The organism is Microlunatus sp. M237, from assembly GCF_056896895.1.
Genome location: NZ_JBXHBL010000003.1, coordinates 647,453 through 670,794, shown reverse-complemented (window position 1 = coordinate 670,794; position 23,342 = coordinate 647,453). Strand labels below are relative to the sequence as shown.

The following is a 23,342-nucleotide window of genomic DNA, read 5'->3' as shown; positions in this document are numbered from 1 at the left end:
GCCGGACGCGACGCCCGGGTGGCTACTTTGGCCCACCATGTGATCCGCAGCACAGTGGTGGCCTATTCCGCGGCGCATTGGGGTGCGCTCATGTCAGCCCGACAGCGCAAGATGTCGTTGCCCAGCCGAGCAGCTCCGGCCGGGCTGTTCGTCGCCGTACTTGTCTTACCGGTAGCCGTCGCTTATGCGGCGTACACAGACAACCTGATCCCGAACGGACGCTACAGCGGATGCTGGAAGGGGAGTGCGGTGGAAGGCGGTCCGGGCGGTGGGCCTTGCCAGACTGACAACGCCAGTGTGGGGTACTGGATGGAACCGCCGATCGACAAGGCCACGGGAGTCGATTCCCGCGCCGAGGAACAGATCAACGTCACGATGGCCGACGACAACCGGAACACCGATCTCACCGCCTTCTACGACACCAACCCGGTCTTCTCCGGGTCTGGCGAGACCGACGTCGTCTTTCGCCACAAGACGCAGGACTTCACCGATTCTCGGACCGCCGGCTACTACTTCTGTGATGACGTGGCCGGGATTTCATCGACCAACAAGTGCGACCAGGGCTATACCAATCTGCGCTACATCACCGAGACGCCCGCTCAGATGAGGGCGCTGGTATGCCATGAGTCGGGCCATGCGTTCGGGCTGCTGCATCCCGATGACGCGTCGCCCGCCAAGAGCCGTGGCGACACCAAGCGGATCGGAACAGCGGTGGGAATTCGGGGTCGGCTGCACGCCCAGCCCGGACTCGCGCGGCTGAGCCTGCGAGCGGTGGCTGGAGCGACTGGCACCGGGCTGCTGCTGAAGGAGAACCTCACGCGGCAGTCGATTACGGAAAGGTGAATACGGAGATGTCGTCGCCGCTCGGGAGTACAGCCAGCCGCATCCTGCACGAGGAGGTTCCTGTGCCTTCAGCTGACCCAACCTCGCGTCGTTGGCCGTGGTTGCTGTCGTCCCTCCTGCTGGCAGTGGCTGCGCTCACCGGGGCAGCGGCCACCTACCTGTTCTGCTCCCGTGCTGCGGGTCGATGCTGCAGGGCGGCTTTCTCCTCCCGTTCAAGATGGGGTCAGAGTTCTCCGACTCATGCCTTGTCCAGATGGACAGCGGCACCCCGTTCCCCTTCCTCACCGAACCTGGCCTGCAGTCGTGGTGGTCCTCCCAGCTCGCCGGTATCAGCGTCGTCCTCACAGGGCTGGCCTTTATGCCGCCCGCGATCGGCCTCGGCTGGCGGGCGCGGACCCGTGCCGCCTTCTGCCTGCCCGTGCTGGCGACTCTGCTGAATCCGATGTCGGGGGAGACACCCTGGTGCGACTGCTGGTCCTGAGCTGGGGCGTCACCGCATTCGGGATGCTGCACCAGTTGGTCGACTCCATTATGGTCGCGCTGAGCAGCGCGAACTGGGACGTCCCACCCGGCACCGGCTATGGGACCTGCGTGGTGCTGGCCCTCGCGGCGGTGCTGACCGCTCTCGGCGCCCCGCAGCGCAGCTGGTCCGCGCGGACGCGCCCGCCTGGTGTCTCACTCCCCTCGACGCGCCGGTCCGGTAGCCACCTGATCCGGTACAACGCACCAGAGTGCGAAGCAGGCGAGTGGACGGGCGACACCCAGCCATCGACCTTGCCCATCGCCTACTGCCCGGCCAGCGACCCCCCGATGCCGCCCACGCTGAAGTAGCGGTTGAGCGCTGCGAACAAGATCACCGGTGGCAACATCATCATCACTGCCACGGCCATCACCAGACCCCAGTTGGTCGAGTTCTGTTGGAAGAAGCTCTGCAGTCCCACCGGGAAGGTGAAGTTGAGGCTCGACCGCAGGAAGACGAGCGCGACCAGATAGTCGTTCCAGGCCAGCAGGAAGGAGAAGATGGCGGTCGACAGGACTCCCGGTAGCGAGTTGCGCAGCACCACCCGGACGAAGCCGCCGAAGACGGAGCAACCGTCCATCCACGCCGCCTCTTCGAGGTTGATGGGGATGGAATCGTAGTAGGCCGCCATCATCCAGATCGCCACCGACATCGTCGAACCGACATAGATGATCACAAGTCCGGTCAGGGTGTCGACGAGCCCGATCGCGGCGAACAGGATGAACAGGGGAATGACCGCTGTCACCACCGGCAGTGACTGGACCACGAACAGCACCAGCGAAAATCCGGAGATGAGTCGGCCGCGCCCTCGCGACAGCACATAGCCGGCCGGCGCGGCGACGGCGACGGAGACCAGGACGGTGACCAGAGTGACCGTCATGCTGTTGCGGAACCAGGTCAGCACCTCGGTCTGGCTGAAGATGTTGACGAAGTTCTCGAGCGTGATGCTTGCCGTCGTCGTGCTGCCCAACGCGGGCTGCAGCGAGAGCCCGACTACGGCGAGGATCGGCACTAGCACGACGGCAGTGATGACGAGAAGCAGGATGAATCGCCACGCGCTTCCGCGCGAACCTGGTTCGGGCCGGCGAGCTGATGAGGCGAGTGGTGCTTGGACAGCCTCGGCGCCGCTCGAGATGGCCGCTGTACTCATAGGATCTGGACCTTCCTGATCTGACGGAACAAGGCGACCGAGACCACGATCAGGACGATCGTCATCAAGAAGGCGACCGCCACCCCTGTCCCGGTGTCGAAGTTCTGGAACACCGTGTTGTAGGCCAGAACCACCAGCGACTGCGTGGCGTTCACCGGTCCGCCACCGGTCAACAAGAAGATTGTCGGGAAGTCGTTCACGCAGAAGATGGTCATCAGGATCCAACTGATGTACGTCGACCGCGAGATCATGGGCAACGTGATGTTCGTCAGTGTCTTCCACCTGCTTGCGCCATCGACTCTGGACGCCTCGTAGACGTTGTTGTCCACCGACTCGAGCGCCGCCGACATCATCATCAGCATGAACGGGAAGCTGATCCAGACCTTGAACACGCAGACCGTCACCTGCGCCAGCAGGGGGTCGGCCAGGAAGAGGACGTTCCCCAGGCCCAGCGCCTGGGCCAGGATGGGCAGCGGGCTTTGCGGGGTGGCCACCAGCCAGTTCCACGCGGTTGCAGACACGACAACCGGGACGACCCACGGCAGGAGCAGCAGCACCTTGAACAGAGTCTTGCCGGGGATCCGGGTCTTCAGCAACAGGGCAAGGGCAAGGCCCACGAGCCAGCTGCCGAAGACGCCGACCAGGGTGAAGATCAAGGTGAACCGCGCCGAGGCCCAGAATTCGGGGTTGGTCAGGACCTGGCCATAGTTCTCCAGGCCGACGAAGTCCCCGGCGGCGATCAGGCTGCCGTCGCGAAGACTCTGATATCCCGCGTAGAGGACGGGATAGAGGTTGAGGAGCAGCAACAAGAACACCGCTGGCGCGGCGAAGGCGATCAACGTCCACGGACTAGCTCCCGGACGCCGATCCGACCGCTGTCGCGGTGCTCCGGAGCCGGAGACGCCGACGCCTCGTCGCGCCCGCGTCAGGCCCACTCCTGCGGTACGAGTTGACACGTTGCCTCACCTCCTGGCTCCCGGCGCGACGACGTCGCGGTCCTCATTCGGCGCTGTTGAGGTCCTGGGACCTGCATGATCAGCGAGTTGAGCACATCAGGATTTCAGGTTGGCTTTGACTTCGTCCTGAAGCTTCTGCAGTGCAGCCCTCGAGTCAGTCTTCCCACCGAGGATCGACTGGGTGAAGACGTTCATCGCCGGGGTCGCGTCGACCGTTGTGACGTTGAGGAAGTTGGCCTCGGTACCAGGCGCGGCCCAGGTCTTGGCGATCGGCTGCCACTCCTCGATGATGCGCACGTTGTTCTTGTTGGCCTGGAACTCTGCCGTCTGGCTGATCGACTTCAGCGGCGGCAGGCCGATGCCAGTGTTCTCGGTCCACAGCGGTGCCATGTTCTGGTAGTAGTACGTGAGGAACGCCTCCGTACCCTTCTTGCTCGTGTTGTTCTCGTACATCATGATGTTGTTCGGGAAGTAGAGCGCGCCCTTCTTCCCCGACGGTGACGTCAGCGGGCTCATGACCACGAGATCCTTCGACAGGGTGCCGCCGATATTGGCCGCAAGCCCACCGGTGTCATAGCCGATGGCGAACTTCTTGGCCTTCCACTGGCTCTGCACGTTGTCGGAGGTGTAGGTGGCGCTCGCCGGGTCGACGTAGCCCTTGGACACCATCTCGAGAACGAAATCGACGGCCTCGATGTTCTCCGGCGTGACACAGTTCGGTTGCTGCTGCTCGTCGAAGAGCCCGCCGCCGTTGTTGATCATCCAACAGACGATGGCGTGCTGTCCTGTGTAGGCGCCGGCGCCGGCTCCGGTGCCGTAGCCGTAGATGTCGTTCTTCTTCAGGGCCGCGGCGGCGTCCAGGTAGGACTGCCAGTCGGTGGGGACGTCTGCTCCGGCCTCTTTGAGAAGGGCCTCGTTGTACCAGATCACCCGCATGTCGAGGTTGTACGGGACTGCTGCGTAGCCCTTCTCGACCTTCAGGGTGTCGACCAGCCCGGGGAGGAAGTCGTCGTAGAGACCGTTCTCCTTCCAGGTGGCGTACAGATCGTCGGCATAGTGGATACCGCCTTGATCCTCGAACTGGAAGACCTGGGTGCCTCCTCCGGAGCTGACCGAAGGGTTGGTCTTGGAGGCCACCGCAGAGGCGAACGTCTGGTTGAAGTTGGCCCACTGGATGACCTGGTAGGTCACCGGGGGCATCCCTTCTGCCGGCTTGTACGCCTTGGTGATCTGCTCGTCCATGGGATTGAACGTGGTCTGCCCCCACGGCATGTTCCAGAACGTCAGCGGTTCGCTGCTGCCGCCTCCGCCTCCGGCGTCCGTGCTGTTGGAGCAGCCGGCCAGCAGCGCGGGCGCCGCGACCCCCGCCGCACCCAGCTGCAAGAACGAACGACGTGTCAGACCTGATTTGCTTCCCATCGCTGGGCCCCTTTGCTCAGACGGTCATACCTGGTGGTGGGTCGTGCACTCCGCTCGTTCGAGCTGCATCATCACGACTTAGATCCACGCAGCCACCTTGGCTGCATCGACGATCGGCGCACGACGTCCGACGTCAGTCAGCACGTGGTGCCCGATCGGGCGCTTCGAGAATGTTTCGGTTCGTCCGAAAATCTCTTCTGAGAAGCACAGTAAGTCTCTGCCATGCTCCCGTCAACGAGTTCGGCGATATTGCTTGACAGGTTGTGTCTAAACCGCTTGCCTTGGTTCAGTCCGCTTGTGTCCGACGACTTCCTGTCTTCGAATAGTTTTCGAGAACCTCCACCTTTGGTCGCCTCGGACCGGCCCAGGGTCACCGGCAACGACCCGCAAAGGAGCGGAACTGTGACGAAGGACGGTCGGCCGACACTGGAGATGGTTGCGGTGGCCGCCGGGGTGTCGCAGGCCACGGTGTCAAAGGTGCTCAACAACCGTGGTGATGTCGCGGCCGCGACGCGGGTGCGGGTGCAACGGTTGCTGGACCAGTACGAGTACGTGCCGCCCGGCCGAGCAGTCCTCAGCCGGTCGGTCGAGGGGCGGCGCTCGATCGAGCTGGTGTTCACGGCGCTGGACAGCCCGTACTCGGTCGAGATCCTGAGAGGGGTCACGTCCAGCCCGATGGATGTGGTCGTGTCATCGATGCCGCAGCAGGCGCGTTCGCGGGCGTGGTCCGATGCACTCATTACGGCTGGGCGATCCGGTGCGATCATCGTCACGTCCGAGCTCACCGGATTCGACCAGCGAAACCTCAATCGCGGCCAGGTCCCGTACGTCCTGATCGACCCGGCCGGTGCGCTGCCTGATCCCAAGGTGGCGACGGTCGGCGCCACCAACTGGGCGGGCGGGCTCGCAGCAGTCCGACACCTGCTGGGCCTGGGTCACCGGCGGATTGCGGTGATCGGCGGACCGGTCGCGATGCTGTGCAGCCGGGCCCGCATCTCCGGATACCTCGAGGCCATGGCTTCTGCCGGCGTCGAAGTCGACCCAGCACTCATCCGTCACGGCAGCTTTCACCACATCGGCGGCTATTCGGCCGCGCGTGAGCTGTTCGACCTGCCCGAGCCGCCGACGGCGATCTTCGCCTGCAGCGACGAGCAGGCTTTCGGTGTGGCTGAAGCGGCGCGGATCACCGGTCGACGGATACCCGAGGACCTGAGTGTCGTCGGCTTCGACGATCTGCCGATCTCGCCGTGGTTCTCACCTCCACTCACCACCGTCCGCCAGCCGCTGGCCGAGATGGGTCGCATCGCTGCGGACATGCTGTTGACGATGGTTGAGGGACGAGACCCGCGGGGAGGACAAGTCGAGCTGGCTACCGAGCTAATCGTGCGGGCTTCGACGGCTCCACCGTCGAGTCTGGCCACACAGCGCGGCAGACGAGGGAAACCAGCACGTGTCTAGCACATCCCCACCGAGAGGACGCCGAGATGTCATCTGAGCTGCATGTCGCCACCACGGGCTCCGACCATGCTGACGGGACGGTGGACAGTCCCTTGCGGACAATCAACCGGGCGGCCGCCCTCGCGACACCGGGGGACACCGTCATCGTCCACGGCGGGGAGTATCGGGAGTGGGTCCAGCCCCAGCGCGGCGGGCTCAGCGACCTGCGACGCATCACCTACACAGCAGCTCCCGGGGAGCGGGTGGTGATCAAGGGGTCCGAACCGATCACCGGCTGGACCTGGGTGGCGGCTGACGTCTGGACGGTGGAGATACCAAATGCCCTGTTCGGCGACTTCAACCCGTACGTCGAGGAGGTCGATGGGGACTGGATCGTCTACGCCGACCAGTCCACCCCGAAGAAGCACCTGGGCGAGGTGTATCTCAACGGGACGAGCTGCTATGAGGTCGCAACGATCGAGCAGGTCTCGGAACCGCCGCTGCGGACCGAGATAGTCGACCACTGGACCGGGACGATCGACACAGTACGCAGTCCCGCGCAGACGCAACGGGTCTGGCATGCCGAGGTCGACGCTGACGTGACAACGATTTGGGCCAACTTCGGTGGCGCGAACCCAAGCTCCGAACTCGTCGAGATCAACGTCCGCCGTTCGGTGTTCTATCCAATGGAGCACCACCTTGACTACATCACCGTCCGCGGTTTCGAGCTCGCCCAGGCGGCGACTCCCTGGGCGCCCCCGACCGCTGACCAGCCGGGTCTGGTCGGACCCAACTGGGCCAAGGGCTGGATCATCGAGGACAACGTCATCCATGACGCGAAATGCTCGGCGGTCTCGCTCGGCAAGGAAAAGTCGACAGGCCACAATTTCGCCACGCTGCGTCGGGACAAGCCGGGCTACCAGTACCAGCTCGAGTCGGTCTTCGCGGCGATCCAGATCGGCTGGGACCGCGAGCACATCGGCTCCCACATCGTGCGTCGCAACACCATCTATGACTGCGGCCAGACCGGGGTGGTCGGTCACCTCGGCTGCGCGTTCTCCACCATCGAGGACAACCACATCTACAACATCGCCATCAAGCGGGAGTTCTACGGCTACGAGATCGCAGGGATCAAGCTCCATGCGGCGCTCGACGTGGTCATCCGCCACAACCACATCCACGACTGCTCTTTGGGCACCTGGCTGGACTGGCAGACCCAGGGAACCCGGGTCTCACGAAACCTGTTCCACCACAACAGCCGCGACCTGTTCATCGAGGTCAGCCACGGCCCGCACCTGGTCGAGCACAACATCCTCGCCTCGTCGGTGTCGCTGGAGCTGTTCAGCCAGGGCGGCGCGTTCGTCAACAACCTGTTCTGCGGGACGGTGTCGCTGGATCCGATCATCGAGCGACCGACGCCCTACCACGTCCCGCACAGCACCCAGGTCGCCGGCTACGCGGCCATCGTCGGCGGCGACGACCGCTATGTCGGCAATCTCTTTTTGAGTGGGGATCCGGCCTTGGCGTACGCACCAGAGTCGACCCGGCCAGGGCGCCGCGAGGTGGGTTACGGCACCGCCGGCTACGACGGCCACCCGGCGTCGATGGAGGCGTACCTGGCTCTCGTGTCCGACCCCACCAAGGGTGACCACGAGCGTTTCGCGCACGTGAAGCAGCCGGTCTACATCCGCGACAACGTCTACGCCGGTGGAGCCACGGCGTATGAGAACGAGCTTGGCGCGCGCGTTCTGACCGACGGCGAGGCCAGCGCCACGGTGGTCGAAGAAGACGGCCAGATCTTCCTGGCATGCACGCTGCCCCCTTCGTTCGATCAGGTCCGCATCCCCAACATCGGCGGAGCCGACCTCGTCCGGGTCCGCTTCGTCGACGCGGACTTCGAGGAGCCAGACGGCACACCGGCCGTCTTGACCGCCGACCTTGTCGGGGCGGCCAAGAGCCCTTCAGGCCGCTACGCGGCCGGACCCGTCAGCGATCTACGCTCAGGCTCGTCGCGGGTCCGCGTCTGGTGAACGCGGAGGAGGCAGCTCGGTCCTACGATCCTGCAGATTTCAGCCACTTGCGCATCACCCAACGCGGCCAGCCGCCACTGTGCCCGGAGGTGGGCGCTGCGCGCTCGAACCCGGCGCGCTCGAACAGGGCCACGGTGCCGACATAGCCGGAGATGACGTCCATCCGAGCGTCGCCGGCCTCGACGGGGTATCCCTCCAAGACCTCGGCGCCATGCCGCACGGCGTGAGCTTCGGCGCCCGCCAGCAGGTGATGCATCAGGCCGTGCTTTCGATAGCCGGCGCGGACCACGAAGCAGACGGCCACCCACGCGTCGCTGTCATCGAGGATGGGGATGGTGCGTGACCTGAGGAGCCGCCGATAACGGGCCCGCGGCGCCACCGAACACCAGCCCGCCACGATGTCATCGACGTAGACGAGGACTCCGGGTCCCGGCTCTGTGGCGCACTCGGCTCGCATGTAGTTGGGTCGCTCCTGGTTCGGCACCCGACTGTCGCGATATGACATGCACCAGCAGGCGCCCGCACCAAGCTTCTGGGTTCCGACCACCGCGGAGAAGTCCTCGAACTGCCCCTGGGCGGGACGTACGTCGATCACTGGCTCGTGATCGACCGGGTACCGAGACGTCGCTGTCATCCTGCAACAGTAGAGCGATTGTCGGAGCTCCTGCCGTGATTCGGCAGCGACTCTGCTCCCGCGAGCGTTCGATGAGACCGAGCCAGCTTGCTGAGGTCTCGAAGAGTGCCGATGATCGAATTGCGCAGTCGTTTCTCGTTGCATGCTGTCGTTGCTGCCGCCCGTTACCTGGCGACCAGTGCGAAGTAGGTCAACGCACTGCCGGACAGCGCTAAGAAGAGCAGCGGGAACGCAATGGTGGAAAAGACCGACGCCCGTACATGTGCTCCGACCGCGCCCAGATAGAACAGCGTCAGACCCACCGCTGCGGCGAGGCCCAGGGGAGCAATGCCGGCTAGCCCGATCGCCAGGCCCGTCGCGCCGGCTCCCTTCAGCGCCGCGAGGAGGGGCAGCACGTCGGGGCGCAGCCCGACCTCGGCCGAGTTCGCGAGGACGAACTTGGCTCGTGCCAGGTCAGCCGCAACGATGACGGCATTGGCGACGATGCAGGTCACGGTGGCAACCGCGAGTCCTGACAAGACCACACCGGTCATCCGGCGTACCGTCCGAGGATGTGAAGCGCCAACGGCGGCACCGGCGCCCCTGACCACTCGGCGATCTTGCTGCGGAACAGCCCGGCTTCCGGCAGCTGGAGGAGTGGGTTGGTGGTGTCATCGGAGAGGGCGAGGGTCAGTAGGAAGTCTGAGCTGTCGCCGATTCGCGCGGCTGTGTATTCGACACCTGTCGGTGCCTTCTCCTCCACGGCAGCGAACAGCTTCTTGATCGCCTCTTCGACCTCGCCCACCCGCTCAGGGTTGGCGCGGAACTGAACGATCTGTACGCTCATCAGGGTCTCCTTCGTGCAAGTTCTGGGTCAACTGGTTGGTCGCCCGTTATGACGCCAGGCCCATCCGAAAGGTGACCGCTCCCGTGGAACTGATCAACGAATTCGAAGTAGCACGGCCCCGGCTTCTCTCTCTTGCCCACCGGATCCTGGGCTCTATCGAGGACGCCGAGGACGCCGTCCAGACCGCCTGGCTCCGGGTGGACTCCGCCAACCAGACCCCGATCGACAACCCCGCGGGATGGTTCACGACCGTGACCGCACGCCTCTGCCTTGACCAGCTGCGATCACGCCGGCGCCACGGTGAGCTGCCGCTCTTCGGTGACACGATCCCCGATGCTCAGCTCGCGGCGGACGAGGAGTTCCTACGGCGTGAGGACGTCTCGTGCGCACTCCTGGTGCTGCTCAACCAGCTGACCCCCGCCCAGCGAGTGGCCTACGTGCTGCACGACCTCTTCGGCATGCCTTTCAGTGACGTGGCAGCCGTGTTGGACAGCTCAGCAACCAGTGCGAAGAAGCTGGCCAGCCGGGCGAGGCAACGGCTTTCAGGATCCGATCTTGCATTTGCCGCGGCGTCTCCGCAGCCTTCCAGCCACTGGCGAGTCGTGGAGGCGTTCCTCTCAGCCGCTCGTGGCGGAGACATTGACACGCTCGTCATGCTGATGGCACCCGACGTGGTTCGGACCGTCGATCGGAGCATCCGGTCCGACACAACGGCGGCGGAAGTCGTCGGCAATCGGGCCGTGGCAGAGGAGACCAGGCGTTTCACCGACAGAGTCCACGCCAGCACCCCGATGCTCGTCAACGGCACCCCCGCCGCGCTCATCGCCCCCGGCGGGCACCCCTTAGCGGCCATCCTGTTCGACTTCGCGGGCGACATCATCACCCGCATCGAGATCGTGGGCCTGAAGTCCTTTCAAGCCGATGCGTTCAGCGTGCGTAGGCCGTGAAGGGGTTGTCGCACGTCAACATTTCCACTGTGGCGTCGTCGACGCCCGCTGCCTTCAGGGCTGGGATGAGTGAGGTCACGAGGTGCGTGTAGCCACGAGGGTTCCCGCCGCCGGGTTGGGCCGGATCGAACCACCCAGCATCGTGACTCAGCATCAGCTGTGCGCCGAAACCCGCATCCAGGACCCGCAGCACCATCTCGACCACCAGGGCATCGTCGCGCGAGCCGACATCGTCGTAGGACAGCCAGGCACCGCGACGTGCCAGTTCCAGATGAATGGCGTAATCGGGCTCGGCCTGGGTGTGGATCCAGATGAAGCGTTCGGCCGGCACCCCTGCGCGGTCAAGAATGTCGAGCTGCTCGCGGGCGACCCGGCCGCGGATCGAGTGGCTGCCGATCGTTGCGCTGGTGCGCACGGAGACTGCTGCTGCGGCCTGGAGGATGCGCTCCTCGAGTGCGGTGATGCCGTCGTCACCGGCGCTGAGCTTGATCCAGGCCGCCTGGAAACCCGTTGTCTCGACCTGATCGACCAGCTCGGTGTACATCCAGTTCTGGAGCTCGAGGGGCGTTGCTGCGCGTGCCCAGTCCGGCACCCACGGCTCCCGATAGATACCCGTCGGGACGGCGATCGGCAGACCAGTCGCTTGCGAGACCGCCAAGTCAAAGTCCGCGCGTCGCCCGACGCCTCCAGTTGAGCACTCGACGAGCGCGGTGACCCCTGCATCCATCGCCGCCCGGATCTGAGGCGCCATCAACTCGACCACCTCGGCCTCGACCGCTTCACCGTGACCCACGTGGTCTGGGGTGCGGAGGTCCACGAAGACGTGCTCGTGCGGGAGGATGAGCCCCAACTCGGAACGCCGTCGTGGCCCCATCGTCGTATGCAGCACGAGCTCGTTGGCGGGCACGACACCAGACACTACCGGCTGCGGGCAGCAGCCGAGGGATGGTGCACCGCGCCACCGTGTGGACTTGGCGCTACAGCGCGGCACACCTGGGAAACGTGTCGCCGACAGGACGCACGGTCGACTGAGGTTTCAACGGTCCTATGTTGTTGGGAACTGGTCGGTGCGATCGTCAACAGCGGCGAGGTCACGGACGACTGTGACTCGGCCGCCATCGCCTGGATCGGGGTCGGGGAGGATCGACTCCGGGTCGACAACGTAGACAGCATGGCCATCGAGCGTGAGCCGACGCACGGCTTCCAGCAGCATGCGTCGAGATACATCGTCGATCGAATACACCATCGTGAGGTCGAAGGCGACCTTGACCTCTTCCGCTGCCATGTCCACGGCGTCTCGGACGATTCTCTCGGCTCCGGCGAAGCGGATCCCCCCTTGCAGCTCAAGCACCCGGATCATGTCAGGTCCGGTGCCGACGGCGTGGTTGGACCTCACGACCGAGCTCGCCGCGGCCGGAACCTCCATGACGTGCAGACCCATGTCGGCGGAGAATCGTTCGAATAGCGACACCCCGCGGACGCTGGTCCCGTGCGGGTCCAGCCGCGGTGAGAACGTTGCGATGCCGATCTGGCTCGGCAGAGCGCCGATCAGACCTCCCGCCACGCCGCTCTTCGCGGGAATGCCGACCTGGGTGGCCCAGTCTCCGGCGGCGTCATACATCCCGCAGGTGAACATGACGCTCAGCACCTGGCGTACCACCGGCTCGGGAACCACCTGCTCGCCTGAGAGTGGACTGACTCCGCGGTTGGCCAAGGTGGCGGCCATCAGCGCGAGGTCGCGGACCGTGACCAGCACAGAGCACTGACGCAGATAGCCCTCGACGACGGTTGCCGGGTCCTCCGTCAAGATGTCGTGGCTGCGGAGCATGTGTCCGATAGCCAGGTTGCGGTGCGCGAACTGCATCTCCGAAGCGCACACCGCTTCGTCTATGGCCAGCCGACGACCGGCGAACGCCGAGAGGCCGCTCACCACCCGATCGAGCCGCTCCGCCGAACTCAGTCCCGCGGCGCCCGCCAGCGAGTGTGTCGTGATCGCACCCGCGTTGATCATCGGATTGAACGGTCGCCCGGAGCCACCTTCAAGCGAGATCTCGTTGAACGCCTCCCCGGATGGCTCGACACCCACTTTGGCCAGAACCGCGTCGAAGCCACGGTCAGCAAGCGCCAGCGCATAGGTGAACGGCTTGGAGATGGACTGAATCGTGAACTCGACATCGATGTCGCCGGCGCCGTAGAGCTCGCCGTCGACTGTCGCGAAGACCGCACCGAGGCGCTCGGGATCCGCTGCTGCGAGTTGGGGAATGTACCCCGCAGGCGCACCGGACGTATCAGCAGCGACGCCTCCGAGAGCCTCGGACAGGTAGTCAGGAATCGGCGACCGCACGGACTGCCTCCTTGCTGCCGGTCATGCAGCACCCTGTGTTGCCCGTGTGACATACGCGATGTCGGCACGCGTTGGTTGACGGTACGTGCCGCCGTCGGCGGTGTACGCATAGCCGTGCTTTCTCAGGTGGTCCGCGAACAGCGGGCACAAACCAATGATGGTGACCCCGGTGCGAATGCTGTCCGCGAGCACCTCGCGGACCAGCAGCTTGGCCAGGCCGCGTCCGCGGACCGCCGGGTCCACTTCGGTGTGGAAGAAGATGCGCTCACCGTCCACGCCGGGGGAGTCGATGAAATCCGCCCGTCCGAGGATCGCTCCGTCGGCGGCGATGACGAGATAGGACCGAATCGGACGGTCCAGGTCGAGTGTGATCGTTACGGCGGCGCCGGTGTTGTCAGTGAGCTGCTGCGTCATGATCAAAGTCCTTTCGGGTTGAGGTGGCTTCAGCTGAAGAGATCGCCGGAGGGGCGTCCTGCTTCACGCCTGCGGCGGAAATAGTCGTTGATGATGGTCCGGTACAGATCAGCATCCGTGCGGGCCCAGTTGCGCATCAGCTCGCAACCGAACGCCAGCGAGGTGATCGGCTGGGCGCCGGCCGAGAGCATGCGGTCGATGGCTACCTGATGGGCGACCGCTGAGGTGCCGCCAACGGCATCGAGCACGGGATAGACCTCGTAGCCTTCCACGAGCATGTCGAGGGTGGGGAAGGTCAGGCAGACCTCTGTCCACAGCCCGGCGATCACGATCTTCTTGCGCCCGGTGGCCTCGATCGCAGCACGGAAGTCCGCATCCTCCCAGGAATTCACACCGGTGCGGTCGATCTGGATGATGCCGGGCAGTTCCCGAGTGATCTCATCGACGGTCGGTGAGTGGACACCCATTCCCACCGCTACGGTGGTGACGACCGTCGGAATCTGATAGGCACGCGCCAGCTGCGCCAGCGTGATGACTCCGAGGTCGATCTCCTCGCGGCTGGTGGAGCCCACGGTGGCGTACTGGCCCTCTTGGTAGTCGATGAGCGCGATGGCGCAGTTCTGTGGTGTCAAGAGATGGTCGGACTCGGGATCGCGGATCGGTTCTGGATCGAGCTTCTTGCCGGACGGGACGGTGGTCATGCGTGATCTCCTCTAATGGTTTGGACGTGGTGGTCGTGCGCGGACGAAGGCCTAGGAGCGGTTGACGGCGGAGCGCGACGGGGATTGCTCACGTCGAGGGCGCGTTCAACGACTTCCTTCATCGGCCCCGCCGCCATCAGCTCCAACGAGATCTCGTACCGTCGCCCCAGAATGTCTGCGAGGTCCGGCGCCTCACGGATCCCCGCCTCTGCAGCCAGAATGGCTACGTTGGTGATCAGCTTGTAGTCCACGCCTGCTCCGAACTCACCCACGTAGCGAGAGCTGCCAAGATCATCGAGCAGAATCACCCCGTCAGGTGCCGCGGCGCGGACTCGTTCGATGATCGCCCGTGTCGTGGTGGAGCAGATCAGCACCGCTGCCCCAGGCTGAGCGCCAGCGAGTATTCCCTTCGTACCCAGGTAGGCCGCCGGGATGTCGTTCGACATCACCAGGCCGAAGGTCACGTCAGCGCCCGGGCCGCCTCTGTGGCGTACGTGGCGATGGTGGCCCCCGCACCTTGAGCTGCTTCGATCCGCGAGTCCGCGATATCGAACACTCGTACCTGATGTCCCACAGCGAGCAGATGAGGCACCATCTGCTCGCCCATGTCGCCGAATCCGACGATAGCGATCGTTGCCATGTGTCGCGCTCCTCACTTCAGAACTGCGGCTGTTGTCATACATCCAGGCTCGCAGTGGTGGTGGGGCGCTCGCTTCGGTAGAAATCCCGCAGGGCTTGATCGGCAGTAACCCCGTGCCGGCGTCCGGATGATCATGTCAGGAGCAAGCCGGATCAGCCCTGGACCGGCGCGTGACCTGGCACGCTGTGCCTGGGGATCGTCGCTGGACCGGCGTACGAGACTGGTTCTGGCCGACGGCGTTCGAATCGGTGACAATCACCTAGACGGATACGCCGGGCGGCTGACGCGCCGCATCCCGTACCCAGCTGGGCTGGTACGGATGGCCCAGGGTGAACGGATGAGGGGATGGCCGTCCCTCGGCGATTCAGCTGGCCGTGGCGCCGTAGAGCAGCGTCGGGTAGGTAGTAGTCCCTGACACGGGTCGCGGTCGCTGCTGAGCATGACCGGCGCTCGCCAGCACTTTGGTCCCGCCAGGCGGTGGAGACCTACGTGGTTGTCACCGACGCGACGGATCGACCGCCGGTGCGAGGCTGAGCACATCGCCACCGGCCATCCGGACCTGGCGCATTCGCCGGGCGAAGTCAGCAGCCCTGTGGCCCGGATGCGGGCACCTCCAGACCGGATGAGCCATCCGATGTCGGTTCCCACGCCGTGGTCACCGATCCTCAGAAAGGTAAGGGACCCATGAGTGCGGATCGGGTGCTTGGCGGACGCTACGAGCTCCGCGACGTCCTCGGTCGGGGTGGTATGGCCGTTGTTCACCTGGGCCGTGACATCCGTCTCGAGCGCTGGGTCGCGGTCAAGCTGCTCCGCGGAGAGCTGGCCGATGATCCGCACTTCCAATCCAGGTTTCGGCGTGAGGCGCAGGCAGTCGCCGGGCTCAACCATCCCGGCATCGTGTCCGTTCATGACGTCGGACAGGAATACGTCGAAGTTGGCCGGCGGGATCGGACGAGCGTTCCGTTCATCGTCATGGAGTACGTGGCCGGCCAGTCTCTGCGAGACCGTATCCGCGAAGGCACGCTCCCGCTGCATGAGTCGATCAAGCATGTGGTCGGGGTGCTCTCGGCGCTCGAGTCCAGCCACCGGGCAGGCGTTGTCCATCGCGACATCAAGCCGGCCAACGTCATGGTCACGCCCGACGGACGGATCAAGGTCGTGGACTTCGGGATCGCGCGGGTCGGGGATGAGTCCGACTCGATGGCGACCCAGACCTACGCGCTCCTCGGTACCGCTGCATACCTCTCTCCCGAGCAGGTGCACGGCGAGATCGCCGATGCCCGGAGCGACCTGTACTCCGTGGGCTGCCTGCTGTATGAGCTGGTGACCGGACGGCCACCCTTCGTCGGCGGTGACCCGGTCGCCGTCGCCTATCAGCACGTCCACCAGGACCCGCGGCCGGCGAGTAGCTACCGCAGCGAGGTCACGTCGGCGCTCGACGCGGTGCTCCGTACGGCTCTCGCCAAGGACCGAAACGACCGGTTCCAGAGCGCGCGATCGTTCCGGGAGGCGCTCCAGTTCGCTGCTAGCGGGCTGATCCGCGCGAGCAACGTCACCGATATGAACGGGTGGCACCACGTCGTCCCGTTCACCCGCGGTCGCGCACGACGCGGACGAGTCCGCGTCTCGCTGTCCGGCGCGGACGGCAGCGTCACCACCTAGCCCACTCCCAATCCCGTCCCAGTAAAGGAAATGTCAGACATGAATCCCATTGAGCAACTCGTCTCCAACTTCCAGGAGCTGATCGCTGAAGTCCCCGAGCTCCTCCAGCCGTTGATCGTCATGCTGGCGGGCGCGATTCCGTTCGTCGAGGGCGAGGGCGGAGCAGTGATCGGCATCGTCGGTGGTCTCCCTCCGCTGGTCGCGGCGGTCGCCGCCGCCGCGGGCAACTTTCTGTCCGTACTGGTCGTCGTCGCGGTCACCTCGCGCGCCAGGACGGCTGTCGTCGATCGACGACCCAGCGCGGTTCTGGTGGACGGCGGGGGCGCCCGACCGGGCGCCACGAGGCAGGAGTTCCAGGAGACCTCGACCCCGAGGCCGGAGTCGAAGGGGCGTCAGCGTTTCAATCGGTGGCTCCTCCGCTACGGCGTCCCGGGCGCGAGCATCCTCGGTCCTCTCGCCATCCCGACCCAGATCACGGCGGCCATCCTCAGCAGCGGCGGAACCCCACGTCGGTGGATCCTGCTGTGGCAGGCGGTGGCGATCATGATCTGGACGACGGTGGCGACCGTCGCGGTGTGGGCTGCGATCACCTTGGTCGTCGGGGGGTCCTGAGCCATGACCAAGCTCCAGGCTAAACGGCGCCAGCGGCTCATGCCTATGCCGGCCCAATGGGCGGGCGCAATGTTGAACGAGCGACAGCGCCGAATCGGAGCGAAGCGCATGCGACCCGGTGACGGGCGACCGATCGAGGCGTTCCGGTGGTGGCACCTGTTCTCGGGCCGGAGGGTCTTCTCGCTGACTCTCACCGGCGCGGACGGTAGTCGAGCCGACTACGCCATCGACGTCCGGGTCGCCGGCAAACAAGCCGCAGCCGGCGGCTTGGCGGGGAAGGTGCATCTGTACCTCGATGGCCGGCACTATGCCGAGTCACGCCTGCCTGCTGTCATGCCCGTTGACGGGGGCGTGATCGAGGTGTCCATGGGGTCGGCCGGACTTCGACGTGCCCACTACGTGCCGGACGGCGGCAACGCCCGTCAGCTGGCGCCCCACCCCAAGACGGCGATCGGCCGCAGACTCCGATTCGATCGAGATCATCCCGTGCTCAGCCGTTGGGTGGGCGTGCTCTCCGTGGTCATGCTGGTCATCGGCGTGGGCGTGAACGGGGCGCAACTGTTGGAGAACCTCACCCAGATTCCGCTGCTCGGGGCGTATGTCGGGCGCTTTGAATCGCCGCTGGATCTGCCGCTCGCGCTCAACATCGCACTCGGTTTTGGCGCCGGACTCGGCGCCGCAGAACGCGCTCTCCGCCTGAAGTTCAACCCGTTGCTCGACGGCCTCGGCACCTGACTGCAACGCAGCTCACACTTTCCGCCTCATCACCCACATTTCGTTCTCGGAAGGAACTCATGAATCACCGCACGCAGTCCCACATCGCGCCCGATATCGAATACCACCGGGTGCTCGCCGGACCGAAACGCCGCATCGGGCGAGGCATCTTGGCGATCGCTCTGCTCGTCGGTGGATTGCTGCTCGTCAGCATCGCTCTCGTAACTGCTGCGACGGCAGTGGATGCCGCCGCTGGCACCGATGGCCGCCCGCCCACGCGCCGCTGATCCACGCGGCCGGCCTCGCTTCTGTCGCAGTCATGATCCCGTGGAGCATGATCATCCAACGGTGGCTCTACGGGGTGAAGGGGGCATCGTTGCATTCGGTGATCTCCCGGTTCCGGTTCGACCTCTTCGGCCGGGCGCTCATGATCATCATTCCGGCGTGGATCGTTCTGCTGGGCATCCAGTACATGGGGCCGCTGCCCGAGGGAATCGCCTGGCGGAACACGGACGTTGTCTGGTTCATCCTCGTGACGCTGTTGCTGACGCCGCTGCAGGCCGCGGGCGAGGAGTACGGGTACCGCGGTCTGGTGTTCCGGGTGGCGGGCGGATGGGCCCGTGGGCCGCGGGCCGGGCTCGTCCTCGGCATCCTGGTCTCGAGTGTGGTCTTCGCCGCCATCCACTTCTCGACCGACGTGTGGTTGAACCTCTGGTACCTCATCTTCGCCGCCGGAACCGCCTTGATCACCTGGCGCACCGGCGGCATCGAGATCGCTGTGGTACTCCATGCCGGGCTCAACACGCTGACCTTTGTGATCGAAGCTGCGCTCCGCCAGGACTTCGGGGTCGGGGCGGATCGCTCTGCCGGCGTTGCGGAGGTGGCGACCATTCTCGGGCCCGCTGTCGTTGTTGCCCTCGCGGCCGCGGTGGTCTGGAGGTTGACCCGGCGTACCGGGCCTGCGCGGACACCGGCGGCCACTGACTCGGTCGTCCACGCATCGGCGGCCTGATCACTGCGTACCTGCGTACCGGTCCGGTCAACGGCGCATCAGCCGCTGCCGGACCGGTCAGGGGAGCTGAAGCTCCCGGAGCTGCCGGCGGGAGGTGATTCCGAGCTTCCGGAAGATGTTGCGCAGGTGCGCTTCGATGGTGCGCGGGCTCAGGAAGAGCTGTGCGCCGACCTCGCGGGAGGTCGCCCCCGTCGCCGTGAGTCGGGCGATCTGCAGCTCGTGGGCGGTCAGCTCGTCGACGGGTTGGGCGTTGCGTTTGCGGGGGTGTTCGCCGGTGGCACGCAGCTCCCGGGCGGCGCGCGCCGCGAACCCCTCAGCGCCCATCCCCACAAGCAGGTCGTGGGCGATGCGGAGCTGGTCGCGGGCGTCCTGGCGGCGGCGTTCACGGCGTAGCCACTCGCCGTAGACGAGGTGGGTGCGGGCCAGGTACACCGCCATCCGGGACTTGCTCAGATGGTCGATCGCCTGGAGGTAATGCTGCTCGGCGGCGGGCCCAGTGGTGGTCAATGCACATGAGCGCGCGAGCAGCCCTAGCGCGAACTGCGTCCCACTAGCGCGGGCCCGGGAGCTGAGTTGCTCCAGCGCTGCCGCTGCACGCTCCGGGTCACCGGCACGCGATGCCGCTTCGACGAGCTCGGGGAGGGCCAGGCTGCTGTATGCCATGTCGTCGTACTCGCACGGGGGACGTGCGGCGGCGAGGGCGTCCTCGTAGTTGCCCAGGCCGTTGTGCAGCGCTGCCAGCGTGGCCTGGGCCAGGCCGACCGTCGCACCCTCACCTCGCTCGGTCGCCTCCTTGACCATGGCTGCGTACAGTTCCAAGGTTTCGGGTTGCTGGCCACGCCACGCAGCCAGCAGCAGCCGGGCGTTGGGCAGCGGTGGGGCGCCGATCGCCTGCGTGATGGCGGTCTCCTCGGCGGTCAGCTCGGCGGCGCAGGTCAGTTCGCCGGTGAGGACCAGCACTGACGCCACGGCGTTGAGCGCGGCGGGGAGCATGGACAACGCGCCTGCCTCGCGGGCGAGCCGGACCGCGCGGCTGGCCAGTACATAAAGGGCCTCGTCATCCCAGAGCATCGCCGCGACGTGGCAGGCCAACCGCAGCCAGCGCCGGTCCCCGTCCTGACTGAGCGAGTCCTGACTGCTCAGCTCCGCCAGCGCCCACTGCAGGGTGGGCACACTCGCCTCATACCCATGCGTGAACCTCGTGGATAGTCCGTCCAGCAGCAGATCGACCGGCTGCGGTGGCGTCGATGGCGCAGGCGCATCCCGCGCGGCTTGGGCCGCCTCGAGCGACCCGCACCCGTGGGCGAGCCCGCCGGCGTGGATCGCAGCATCCAGAGCGTGCAGGTACGTCTCCCGGGCCAGGGTTGGGTCCAGTGGGGAGAGGGTCCCGGCGGCGTCGAGCAGCATCCCGGGCGCCCCGCTGCCTCGCGTCAGATGGAACGCGATCTGGGCACGCAGGAGCTTGAGCCGGGCGTGTTGCAGGGCGTCCAGTGGCCCGGACGCGGCGACAACCAGCAGTTCGAGGGCGGCCCCGGATGCGCCGACATCGTGCTTGGCGTGCGCGGCTTCCAGCGCCCGTCTGGCGCGATCGGCAGGCTCAGGGGACAACTCGGCCGCTTGTTGAAGGAATGCGCCCGCGGCGGCCAACCCGCCGCGGCCGCGCGCCCGCCCCGCCGAGCGCTCCAGCCCGGCGGCGGCGTCCTCGTCCGTGCCCAGCGTGGCCTGCGCCCGGTGCCAGGCGCGGTGATCCGGGTCGGCCTGTGGGTCTGTCGCTTCGGCCAGCGCGTCGTGCGCACGGCGGTGGTCCGGTGGGGTGGCGGCCTGGCAGACCGCCGAGCGCACCAGTGGATGACGAAACCGTACCCGGGAATCGATCTTCACCAACCCGACCGCTTCCGCGGCCGCGGCCGCGGCGGGCGGGATTCCCAGGTGCGTGGCGGCGCGCCACAGCAACGCCACGTCGCCGGTCGGCTCGGACGCCGCGACTAGCAACAGCAGCTGCGTTTCAGCCGGCAGGGAGCTTGAGCGGCGTCGGAAGCTGTCCTCAATACGGCGGGGGACGCTCAGTTCGTCAGGCCGCTCGAACCCGCCGGCCGCGTGGGCTGGTCGGATGCTCCGAGGCAGCTCCAGCAACGCCAACGGATTGCCGTCCGCTTCGGCGAGGATGCGTTCGCGGACCCTCTCGTCGAGCCGAGTGTGCACCGCAGCGCTGAGCAGCAGGCGGGCATCGAACTCGCCTAGCGGCCCCAGGCGCAGCTCAGGTAAGCCGGCGAACGGAAGGCCATCACCCTGGTCGGAGTCTCGCGACCCGAACACCAGGGCCAGCCGCTCTGCCCCCACCCGCCGGGCCACGAACGCGAGGACCTGCGCCGAGGCCTGATCCAGCCATTGCGCATCGTCGATCAGACACAGCAGCGGACGCTCCTCGGCGACCTCAGCCAACAGGTTGAGGGCAGCCAGCCCGACCAGGAACCGGTCCGGCGGGGGACCAGCCTGCTGTCCGAACGCCACGTTGAGAGCCGCCTGCTGTGGCTCGGGCAGCGACTCTGCCCGGTCCAGCATCGGCGCGCACAGCTGGTGCAAACCCGCGAAGGCGAACTGCGTCTCGGACTCCGCGCCGCCTGAGCTCTCGACGCGGAACGGTGATTTGGCCGCGGTGTCGCGGGCGAACTCCAGCAGAGCGGTCTTGCCGATGCCGGATTCCCCACGAATCACCAGCGCCCCGCTGCGGCCGGCCTCCGCTTCGGCAAGCAGCCGTTTCACAGCGTCGCGTTCTGCGCGCCGGCCCAAGATGCTCGCCATGTCTGCTCCGTTGAGTTGAGGTCAGTTGAGTCCGTGCGGACCTGTGCCGGCATCCGAGGGATACCCGTTACGCGCGTACGGCCGAGTGGCACCGAACGACCTGCGAGGCGACCCGCAGGCGTCTGGCGGACCCAGGAATCCAGTCGCGGTTGGAGACCAGGGCGTCCCGCGTCGAGCCGTTCCCGCAAGCCGCCAGTGGCGGTAGCGGGATCAATCTGAGGCCGGAGATGATCGGTTGACGCTGAACATACGACCCGTCTCGTCTCGTGTCAAGACGAAACGTCTCGTCGCATTGAGGTACGTTATGACTGTGCCTTCCTTACAGCCCGATGCCTCCCGTCGCAATGAGCGTTCCCGTCAGGCGATCCTGACCGCGGCGATCGACCTGGTCGCCGAACTCGGGTATGCGAAAACCTCGATTGAGGGCATCGCCCGCCGCGCTGGGGTCGGCAAGCAAACGATCTATCGGTGGTGGCCCTCGAAGGGTGCTGTCGTCCTCGAGGCACTGGACGACAGCCTGTCCGCTGTCGTGGATTTCCCGGATTCCGGGGACATCGTCGAGGACCTGCGGGTTCAGATGACCGGGGTCAGCCAGATGTTCGGCACCAAGCTCGGAGCGCTCTATCAAGGCTTGGTCGCTGCCGCCCAGTCCGATCCGGCGCTATCCCGTGCGCACATCGATGAGGTCATCGAGCCGGCCGTCGTTGCGTTCCGTCAGCGTCTGGCCGTTGCACAGGAGCGCGGTGAAGTCCGTGCCGACATCGACACCCAAGCGATGATCGACATGCTCTGGGGCTCGCTCTACTATCGGCTGCTGCTGCATGTGGCCCCACTCGAGACCCGACAGGTCGACGAGGTCCTGAAGATCGCCTTCGAGGGACTGCGTCCGCCGGCCCCCTAGAGCTGGTCCCGCCTACTCGTGTGCCACCCACCCGGCCAGCGATGCAGTGAACGAGCCGTGGCGCCCTGGTCGCTCAGGCTTGCCGAGGGGCTGCGACCAATGTTGAAGGCCAGAAGCGGCAGCGACTGAGTGCAAAGTGAGTGACAAAGGGGGCGGATCTGAGTGCTCACGGGCGGACGCGTACGCACTGTTCCCCCTTGTGAGGCGCATTTTGGGCGTCCACCAAAGGTGCTTCACACCGAAGAGGTCACTGGTTCGAACCCAGTATCGCCCACCCCGTTTCCGCAGGTCAGAGGCCTGTTTTGCAGATCCGCTTCTCCGCGGGGAACAACTAGGGAATAGTGCGCGGCTTGCGCATGTATCGGCCCCGTGCGCAGGTGCGCGGTGAGCTCGCGCTTGAGCCCGCCGCGGGCTTGGATGTAAAGCGACTGGTAGATCGTCTCGGCCGACACGCGCATCTCCGGTGGGTCGGGGAAGTCGAGTTTGAGTCTGCCAGCGATCTGTTCGGGACTCTCGCGTCGCTGCAGTCGAGTCGCGACCTCGCGCCGTAGCGCCAGGTTGGTGGCCAGCTTCGAGCTCCGTCGCGCGCGTCGACCCCGGTCCGCCGAGGATTGGGCAACCGAGGCCTTGGCCCTTGGTGCCGGTGCCGCGCTTGAGATCGCGGCTGACCGTGGATGGATCCCGCCCGACGTCGACACGCCCGAACCCGGCACCGTCACCGCGACGGCGAACCCGTCGGCGGCAAGCTCACGAACGAGACGGAACCCCATTTGGGAGC

26 protein-coding genes are annotated in these 23,342 nt (G+C 66.0%); 12 read left to right on the top strand and 14 right to left on the bottom strand.

Annotated features, from left to right (window positions below):
- Positions 1–39: 39 nt before the first annotated feature.
- From AC1XX3_RS14205 to AC1XX3_RS14195, 3 genes are all read left to right on the top strand, one after another.
- A complete protein-coding gene (locus AC1XX3_RS14205; protein ID WP_483321787.1) occupies positions 40–843 on the top strand; it encodes a hypothetical protein in 804 nt (267 codons plus the stop codon).
- Between the two features lie 253 nt (positions 844–1,096).
- Positions 1,097–1,324 carry a hypothetical protein gene (locus AC1XX3_RS14200; protein ID WP_483321786.1) on the top strand — a complete coding sequence of 76 codons (228 nt, stop codon included), beginning with the start codon at positions 1,097–1,099 and terminating at the stop codon, positions 1,322–1,324.
- Positions 1,306–1,674, top strand: a complete 369-nt coding sequence (locus AC1XX3_RS14195; RefSeq protein WP_483321785.1) for a hypothetical protein — start codon at positions 1,306–1,308, stop codon at positions 1,672–1,674. The genes AC1XX3_RS14200 and AC1XX3_RS14195 overlap by 19 nt, the downstream gene beginning before the upstream one ends.
- Here AC1XX3_RS14195 and AC1XX3_RS14190 read toward each other — a convergent pair.
- The 3 genes from AC1XX3_RS14190 to AC1XX3_RS14180 all read right to left on the bottom strand — a co-directional run bounded on the left by AC1XX3_RS14190 (position 1,629) and on the right by AC1XX3_RS14180 (position 4,888).
- Positions 1,629–2,381: a carbohydrate ABC transporter permease gene (locus AC1XX3_RS14190; protein WP_483321784.1), complete on the bottom strand. Its 753-nt coding sequence runs from the start codon at positions 2,379–2,381 to the stop codon at positions 1,629–1,631. The genes AC1XX3_RS14195 and AC1XX3_RS14190 overlap by 46 nt on opposite strands.
- Positions 2,382–2,509: 128 nt before the next feature.
- Positions 2,510–3,469 (bottom strand): carbohydrate ABC transporter permease, encoded by a 960-nt coding sequence (locus AC1XX3_RS14185; protein ID WP_483321783.1) that lies wholly within the window; start codon positions 3,467–3,469, stop codon positions 2,510–2,512.
- Positions 3,470–3,565: 96 nt separating this feature from the next.
- On the bottom strand, positions 3,566–4,888 hold the full coding sequence (locus tag AC1XX3_RS14180; RefSeq protein WP_483321782.1) for an ABC transporter substrate-binding protein: 1,323 nt from the start codon (positions 4,886–4,888) through the stop codon (positions 3,566–3,568).
- Between the two features lie 402 nt (positions 4,889–5,290).
- Here AC1XX3_RS14180 and AC1XX3_RS14175 point away from each other — a divergent pair, with 402 nt between their 5' ends.
- Both AC1XX3_RS14175 and AC1XX3_RS14170 read left to right on the top strand, forming a co-directional pair.
- Positions 5,291–6,346 carry a LacI family DNA-binding transcriptional regulator gene (locus AC1XX3_RS14175; protein WP_483321781.1) on the top strand — a complete coding sequence of 352 codons (1,056 nt, stop codon included), beginning with the start codon at positions 5,291–5,293 and terminating at the stop codon, positions 6,344–6,346.
- A gap of 26 nt (positions 6,347–6,372) precedes the next feature.
- Positions 6,373–8,355, top strand: a complete 1,983-nt coding sequence (locus AC1XX3_RS14170) for a right-handed parallel beta-helix repeat-containing protein (RefSeq protein WP_483321780.1) — start codon at positions 6,373–6,375, stop codon at positions 8,353–8,355.
- Between the two features lie 22 nt (positions 8,356–8,377).
- Here AC1XX3_RS14170 and AC1XX3_RS14165 read toward each other — a convergent pair whose 3' ends face one another.
- The 3 genes from AC1XX3_RS14165 to AC1XX3_RS14155 all read right to left on the bottom strand — a co-directional run bounded on the left by AC1XX3_RS14165 (position 8,378) and on the right by AC1XX3_RS14155 (position 9,815).
- Entirely contained in the window at positions 8,378–8,989 is a 612-nt protein-coding gene (locus AC1XX3_RS14165; protein WP_483321779.1) for a GNAT family N-acetyltransferase, read from the bottom strand.
- A gap of 164 nt (positions 8,990–9,153) precedes the next feature.
- Positions 9,154–9,522: a DoxX family protein gene (locus tag AC1XX3_RS14160; protein WP_483321778.1), complete on the bottom strand. Its 369-nt coding sequence runs from the start codon at positions 9,520–9,522 to the stop codon at positions 9,154–9,156.
- Positions 9,519–9,815, bottom strand: coding sequence for a hypothetical protein (locus AC1XX3_RS14155; protein ID WP_483321777.1), 297 nt, complete (start codon positions 9,813–9,815; stop codon positions 9,519–9,521). The genes AC1XX3_RS14160 and AC1XX3_RS14155 overlap by 4 nt, the downstream gene beginning before the upstream one ends.
- 83 nt (positions 9,816–9,898) lie before the next feature.
- Between AC1XX3_RS14155 and AC1XX3_RS14150 the strand changes: the two genes are divergently transcribed.
- On the top strand, positions 9,899–10,762 hold the full coding sequence (locus AC1XX3_RS14150) for a sigma-70 family RNA polymerase sigma factor (RefSeq protein ID WP_483321776.1): 864 nt from the start codon (positions 9,899–9,901) through the stop codon (positions 10,760–10,762).
- On the opposite strand, the gene AC1XX3_RS14145 is transcribed toward AC1XX3_RS14150, so the two are convergent.
- The 6 genes from AC1XX3_RS14145 to AC1XX3_RS14120 form a co-directional block, all read right to left on the bottom strand.
- Positions 10,743–11,669 carry a phosphotriesterase family protein gene (locus AC1XX3_RS14145; RefSeq protein ID WP_483321775.1) on the bottom strand — a complete coding sequence of 309 codons (927 nt, stop codon included), beginning with the start codon at positions 11,667–11,669 and terminating at the stop codon, positions 10,743–10,745. The genes AC1XX3_RS14150 and AC1XX3_RS14145 overlap by 20 nt on opposite strands.
- Before the next feature lie 138 nt (positions 11,670–11,807).
- Positions 11,808–13,106, bottom strand: a complete 1,299-nt coding sequence (locus AC1XX3_RS14140) for a glutaminase (RefSeq protein ID WP_483321774.1) — start codon at positions 13,104–13,106, stop codon at positions 11,808–11,810.
- A 21-nt stretch (positions 13,107–13,127) separates the two neighbouring features.
- Entirely contained in the window at positions 13,128–13,520 is a 393-nt protein-coding gene (locus AC1XX3_RS14135) for a GNAT family N-acetyltransferase (RefSeq protein WP_483321773.1), read from the bottom strand.
- Positions 13,521–13,549: 29 nt separating this feature from the next.
- Complete coding sequence (locus AC1XX3_RS14130) at positions 13,550–14,221, bottom strand: hydrolase (protein ID WP_483321772.1); 672 nt, start codon at positions 14,219–14,221, stop codon at positions 13,550–13,552.
- Positions 14,218–14,685 (bottom strand): hypothetical protein, encoded by a 468-nt coding sequence (locus AC1XX3_RS14125; RefSeq protein WP_483321771.1) that lies wholly within the window; start codon positions 14,683–14,685, stop codon positions 14,218–14,220. The genes AC1XX3_RS14130 and AC1XX3_RS14125 overlap by 4 nt, the downstream gene beginning before the upstream one ends.
- Complete coding sequence (locus AC1XX3_RS14120; protein ID WP_483321770.1) at positions 14,682–14,861, bottom strand: NAD(P)-binding domain-containing protein; 180 nt, start codon at positions 14,859–14,861, stop codon at positions 14,682–14,684. Before AC1XX3_RS14120 ends, AC1XX3_RS14125 begins: the two co-directional genes overlap by 4 nt.
- 684 nt (positions 14,862–15,545) lie before the next feature.
- Here AC1XX3_RS14120 and AC1XX3_RS14115 point away from each other — a divergent pair.
- The 5 genes from AC1XX3_RS14115 to AC1XX3_RS14095 are packed head-to-tail and all read left to right on the top strand — an operon-like array spanning position 15,546 to position 18,861.
- Positions 15,546–16,523, top strand: coding sequence for a protein kinase domain-containing protein (locus AC1XX3_RS14115; protein WP_483321769.1), 978 nt, complete (start codon positions 15,546–15,548; stop codon positions 16,521–16,523).
- A gap of 39 nt (positions 16,524–16,562) precedes the next feature.
- Positions 16,563–17,135, top strand: coding sequence for a hypothetical protein (locus AC1XX3_RS14110; RefSeq protein WP_483321768.1), 573 nt, complete (start codon positions 16,563–16,565; stop codon positions 17,133–17,135).
- Positions 17,136–17,138: 3 nt separating this feature from the next.
- Positions 17,139–17,870, top strand: coding sequence for a hypothetical protein (locus tag AC1XX3_RS14105; protein ID WP_483321767.1), 732 nt, complete (start codon positions 17,139–17,141; stop codon positions 17,868–17,870).
- Between the two features lie 59 nt (positions 17,871–17,929).
- A complete protein-coding gene (locus tag AC1XX3_RS14100; protein WP_483321766.1) occupies positions 17,930–18,136 on the top strand; it encodes a hypothetical protein in 207 nt (68 codons plus the stop codon).
- Between the two features lie 47 nt (positions 18,137–18,183).
- The gene (locus tag AC1XX3_RS14095; protein ID WP_483321765.1) at positions 18,184–18,861 is read left to right on the top strand and encodes a CPBP family intramembrane glutamic endopeptidase; all 678 of its coding nucleotides are present in this window, start codon (positions 18,184–18,186) and stop codon (positions 18,859–18,861) included.
- Positions 18,862–18,918: 57 nt separating this feature from the next.
- Here the strand turns inward: AC1XX3_RS14095 and AC1XX3_RS14090 are convergent, their stop codons facing one another.
- The gene (locus AC1XX3_RS14090) at positions 18,919–21,663 is read right to left on the bottom strand and encodes an ATP-binding protein (RefSeq protein ID WP_483321764.1); all 2,745 of its coding nucleotides are present in this window, start codon (positions 21,661–21,663) and stop codon (positions 18,919–18,921) included.
- A 235-nt stretch (positions 21,664–21,898) separates the two neighbouring features.
- Here AC1XX3_RS14090 and AC1XX3_RS14085 point away from each other — a divergent pair, with 235 nt between their 5' ends.
- Positions 21,899–22,564: a TetR/AcrR family transcriptional regulator gene (locus tag AC1XX3_RS14085; protein ID WP_483321763.1), complete on the top strand. Its 666-nt coding sequence runs from the start codon at positions 21,899–21,901 to the stop codon at positions 22,562–22,564.
- A 233-nt stretch (positions 22,565–22,797) separates the two neighbouring features.
- Here the strand turns inward: AC1XX3_RS14085 and AC1XX3_RS14080 are convergent, their stop codons facing one another.
- Positions 22,798–23,334, bottom strand: coding sequence for a transposase (locus tag AC1XX3_RS14080; protein WP_483321762.1), 537 nt, complete (start codon positions 23,332–23,334; stop codon positions 22,798–22,800).
- Positions 23,335–23,342 lie beyond the last annotated feature (8 nt).

Coding starts and splice junctions, on each gene's coding strand:
- AC1XX3_RS14090 (WP_483321764.1), bottom strand. CDS start 21,663: ATGGCGAGCATCTTGGGCCGGCGCGCAGAACGCGACGCTGTGAAACGG.
- AC1XX3_RS14120 (WP_483321770.1), bottom strand. CDS start 14,861: ATGGCAACGATCGCTATCGTCGGATTCGGCGACATGGGCGAGCAGATG.
- AC1XX3_RS14105 (WP_483321767.1), top strand. CDS start 17,139: ATGACCAAGCTCCAGGCTAAACGGCGCCAGCGGCTCATGCCTATGCCG.
- AC1XX3_RS14135 (WP_483321773.1), bottom strand. CDS start 13,520: ATGACGCAGCAGCTCACTGACAACACCGGCGCCGCCGTAACGATCACA.
- AC1XX3_RS14080 (WP_483321762.1), bottom strand. CDS start 23,334: ATGGGGTTCCGTCTCGTTCGTGAGCTTGCCGCCGACGGGTTCGCCGTC.
- AC1XX3_RS14200 (WP_483321786.1), top strand. CDS start 1,097: ATGGACAGCGGCACCCCGTTCCCCTTCCTCACCGAACCTGGCCTGCAG.
- AC1XX3_RS14110 (WP_483321768.1), top strand. CDS start 16,563: ATGAATCCCATTGAGCAACTCGTCTCCAACTTCCAGGAGCTGATCGCT.
- AC1XX3_RS14095 (WP_483321765.1), top strand. CDS start 18,184: ATGATCATCCAACGGTGGCTCTACGGGGTGAAGGGGGCATCGTTGCAT.
- AC1XX3_RS14180 (WP_483321782.1), bottom strand. CDS start 4,888: ATGGGAAGCAAATCAGGTCTGACACGTCGTTCGTTCTTGCAGCTGGGT.
- AC1XX3_RS14165 (WP_483321779.1), bottom strand. CDS start 8,989: ATGACAGCGACGTCTCGGTACCCGGTCGATCACGAGCCAGTGATCGAC.
- AC1XX3_RS14170 (WP_483321780.1), top strand. CDS start 6,373: ATGTCATCTGAGCTGCATGTCGCCACCACGGGCTCCGACCATGCTGAC.
- AC1XX3_RS14100 (WP_483321766.1), top strand. CDS start 17,930: ATGAATCACCGCACGCAGTCCCACATCGCGCCCGATATCGAATACCAC.
- AC1XX3_RS14160 (WP_483321778.1), bottom strand. CDS start 9,522: ATGACCGGTGTGGTCTTGTCAGGACTCGCGGTTGCCACCGTGACCTGC.
- AC1XX3_RS14115 (WP_483321769.1), top strand. CDS start 15,546: ATGAGTGCGGATCGGGTGCTTGGCGGACGCTACGAGCTCCGCGACGTC.
- AC1XX3_RS14155 (WP_483321777.1), bottom strand. CDS start 9,815: ATGAGCGTACAGATCGTTCAGTTCCGCGCCAACCCTGAGCGGGTGGGC.
- AC1XX3_RS14130 (WP_483321772.1), bottom strand. CDS start 14,221: ATGACCACCGTCCCGTCCGGCAAGAAGCTCGATCCAGAACCGATCCGC.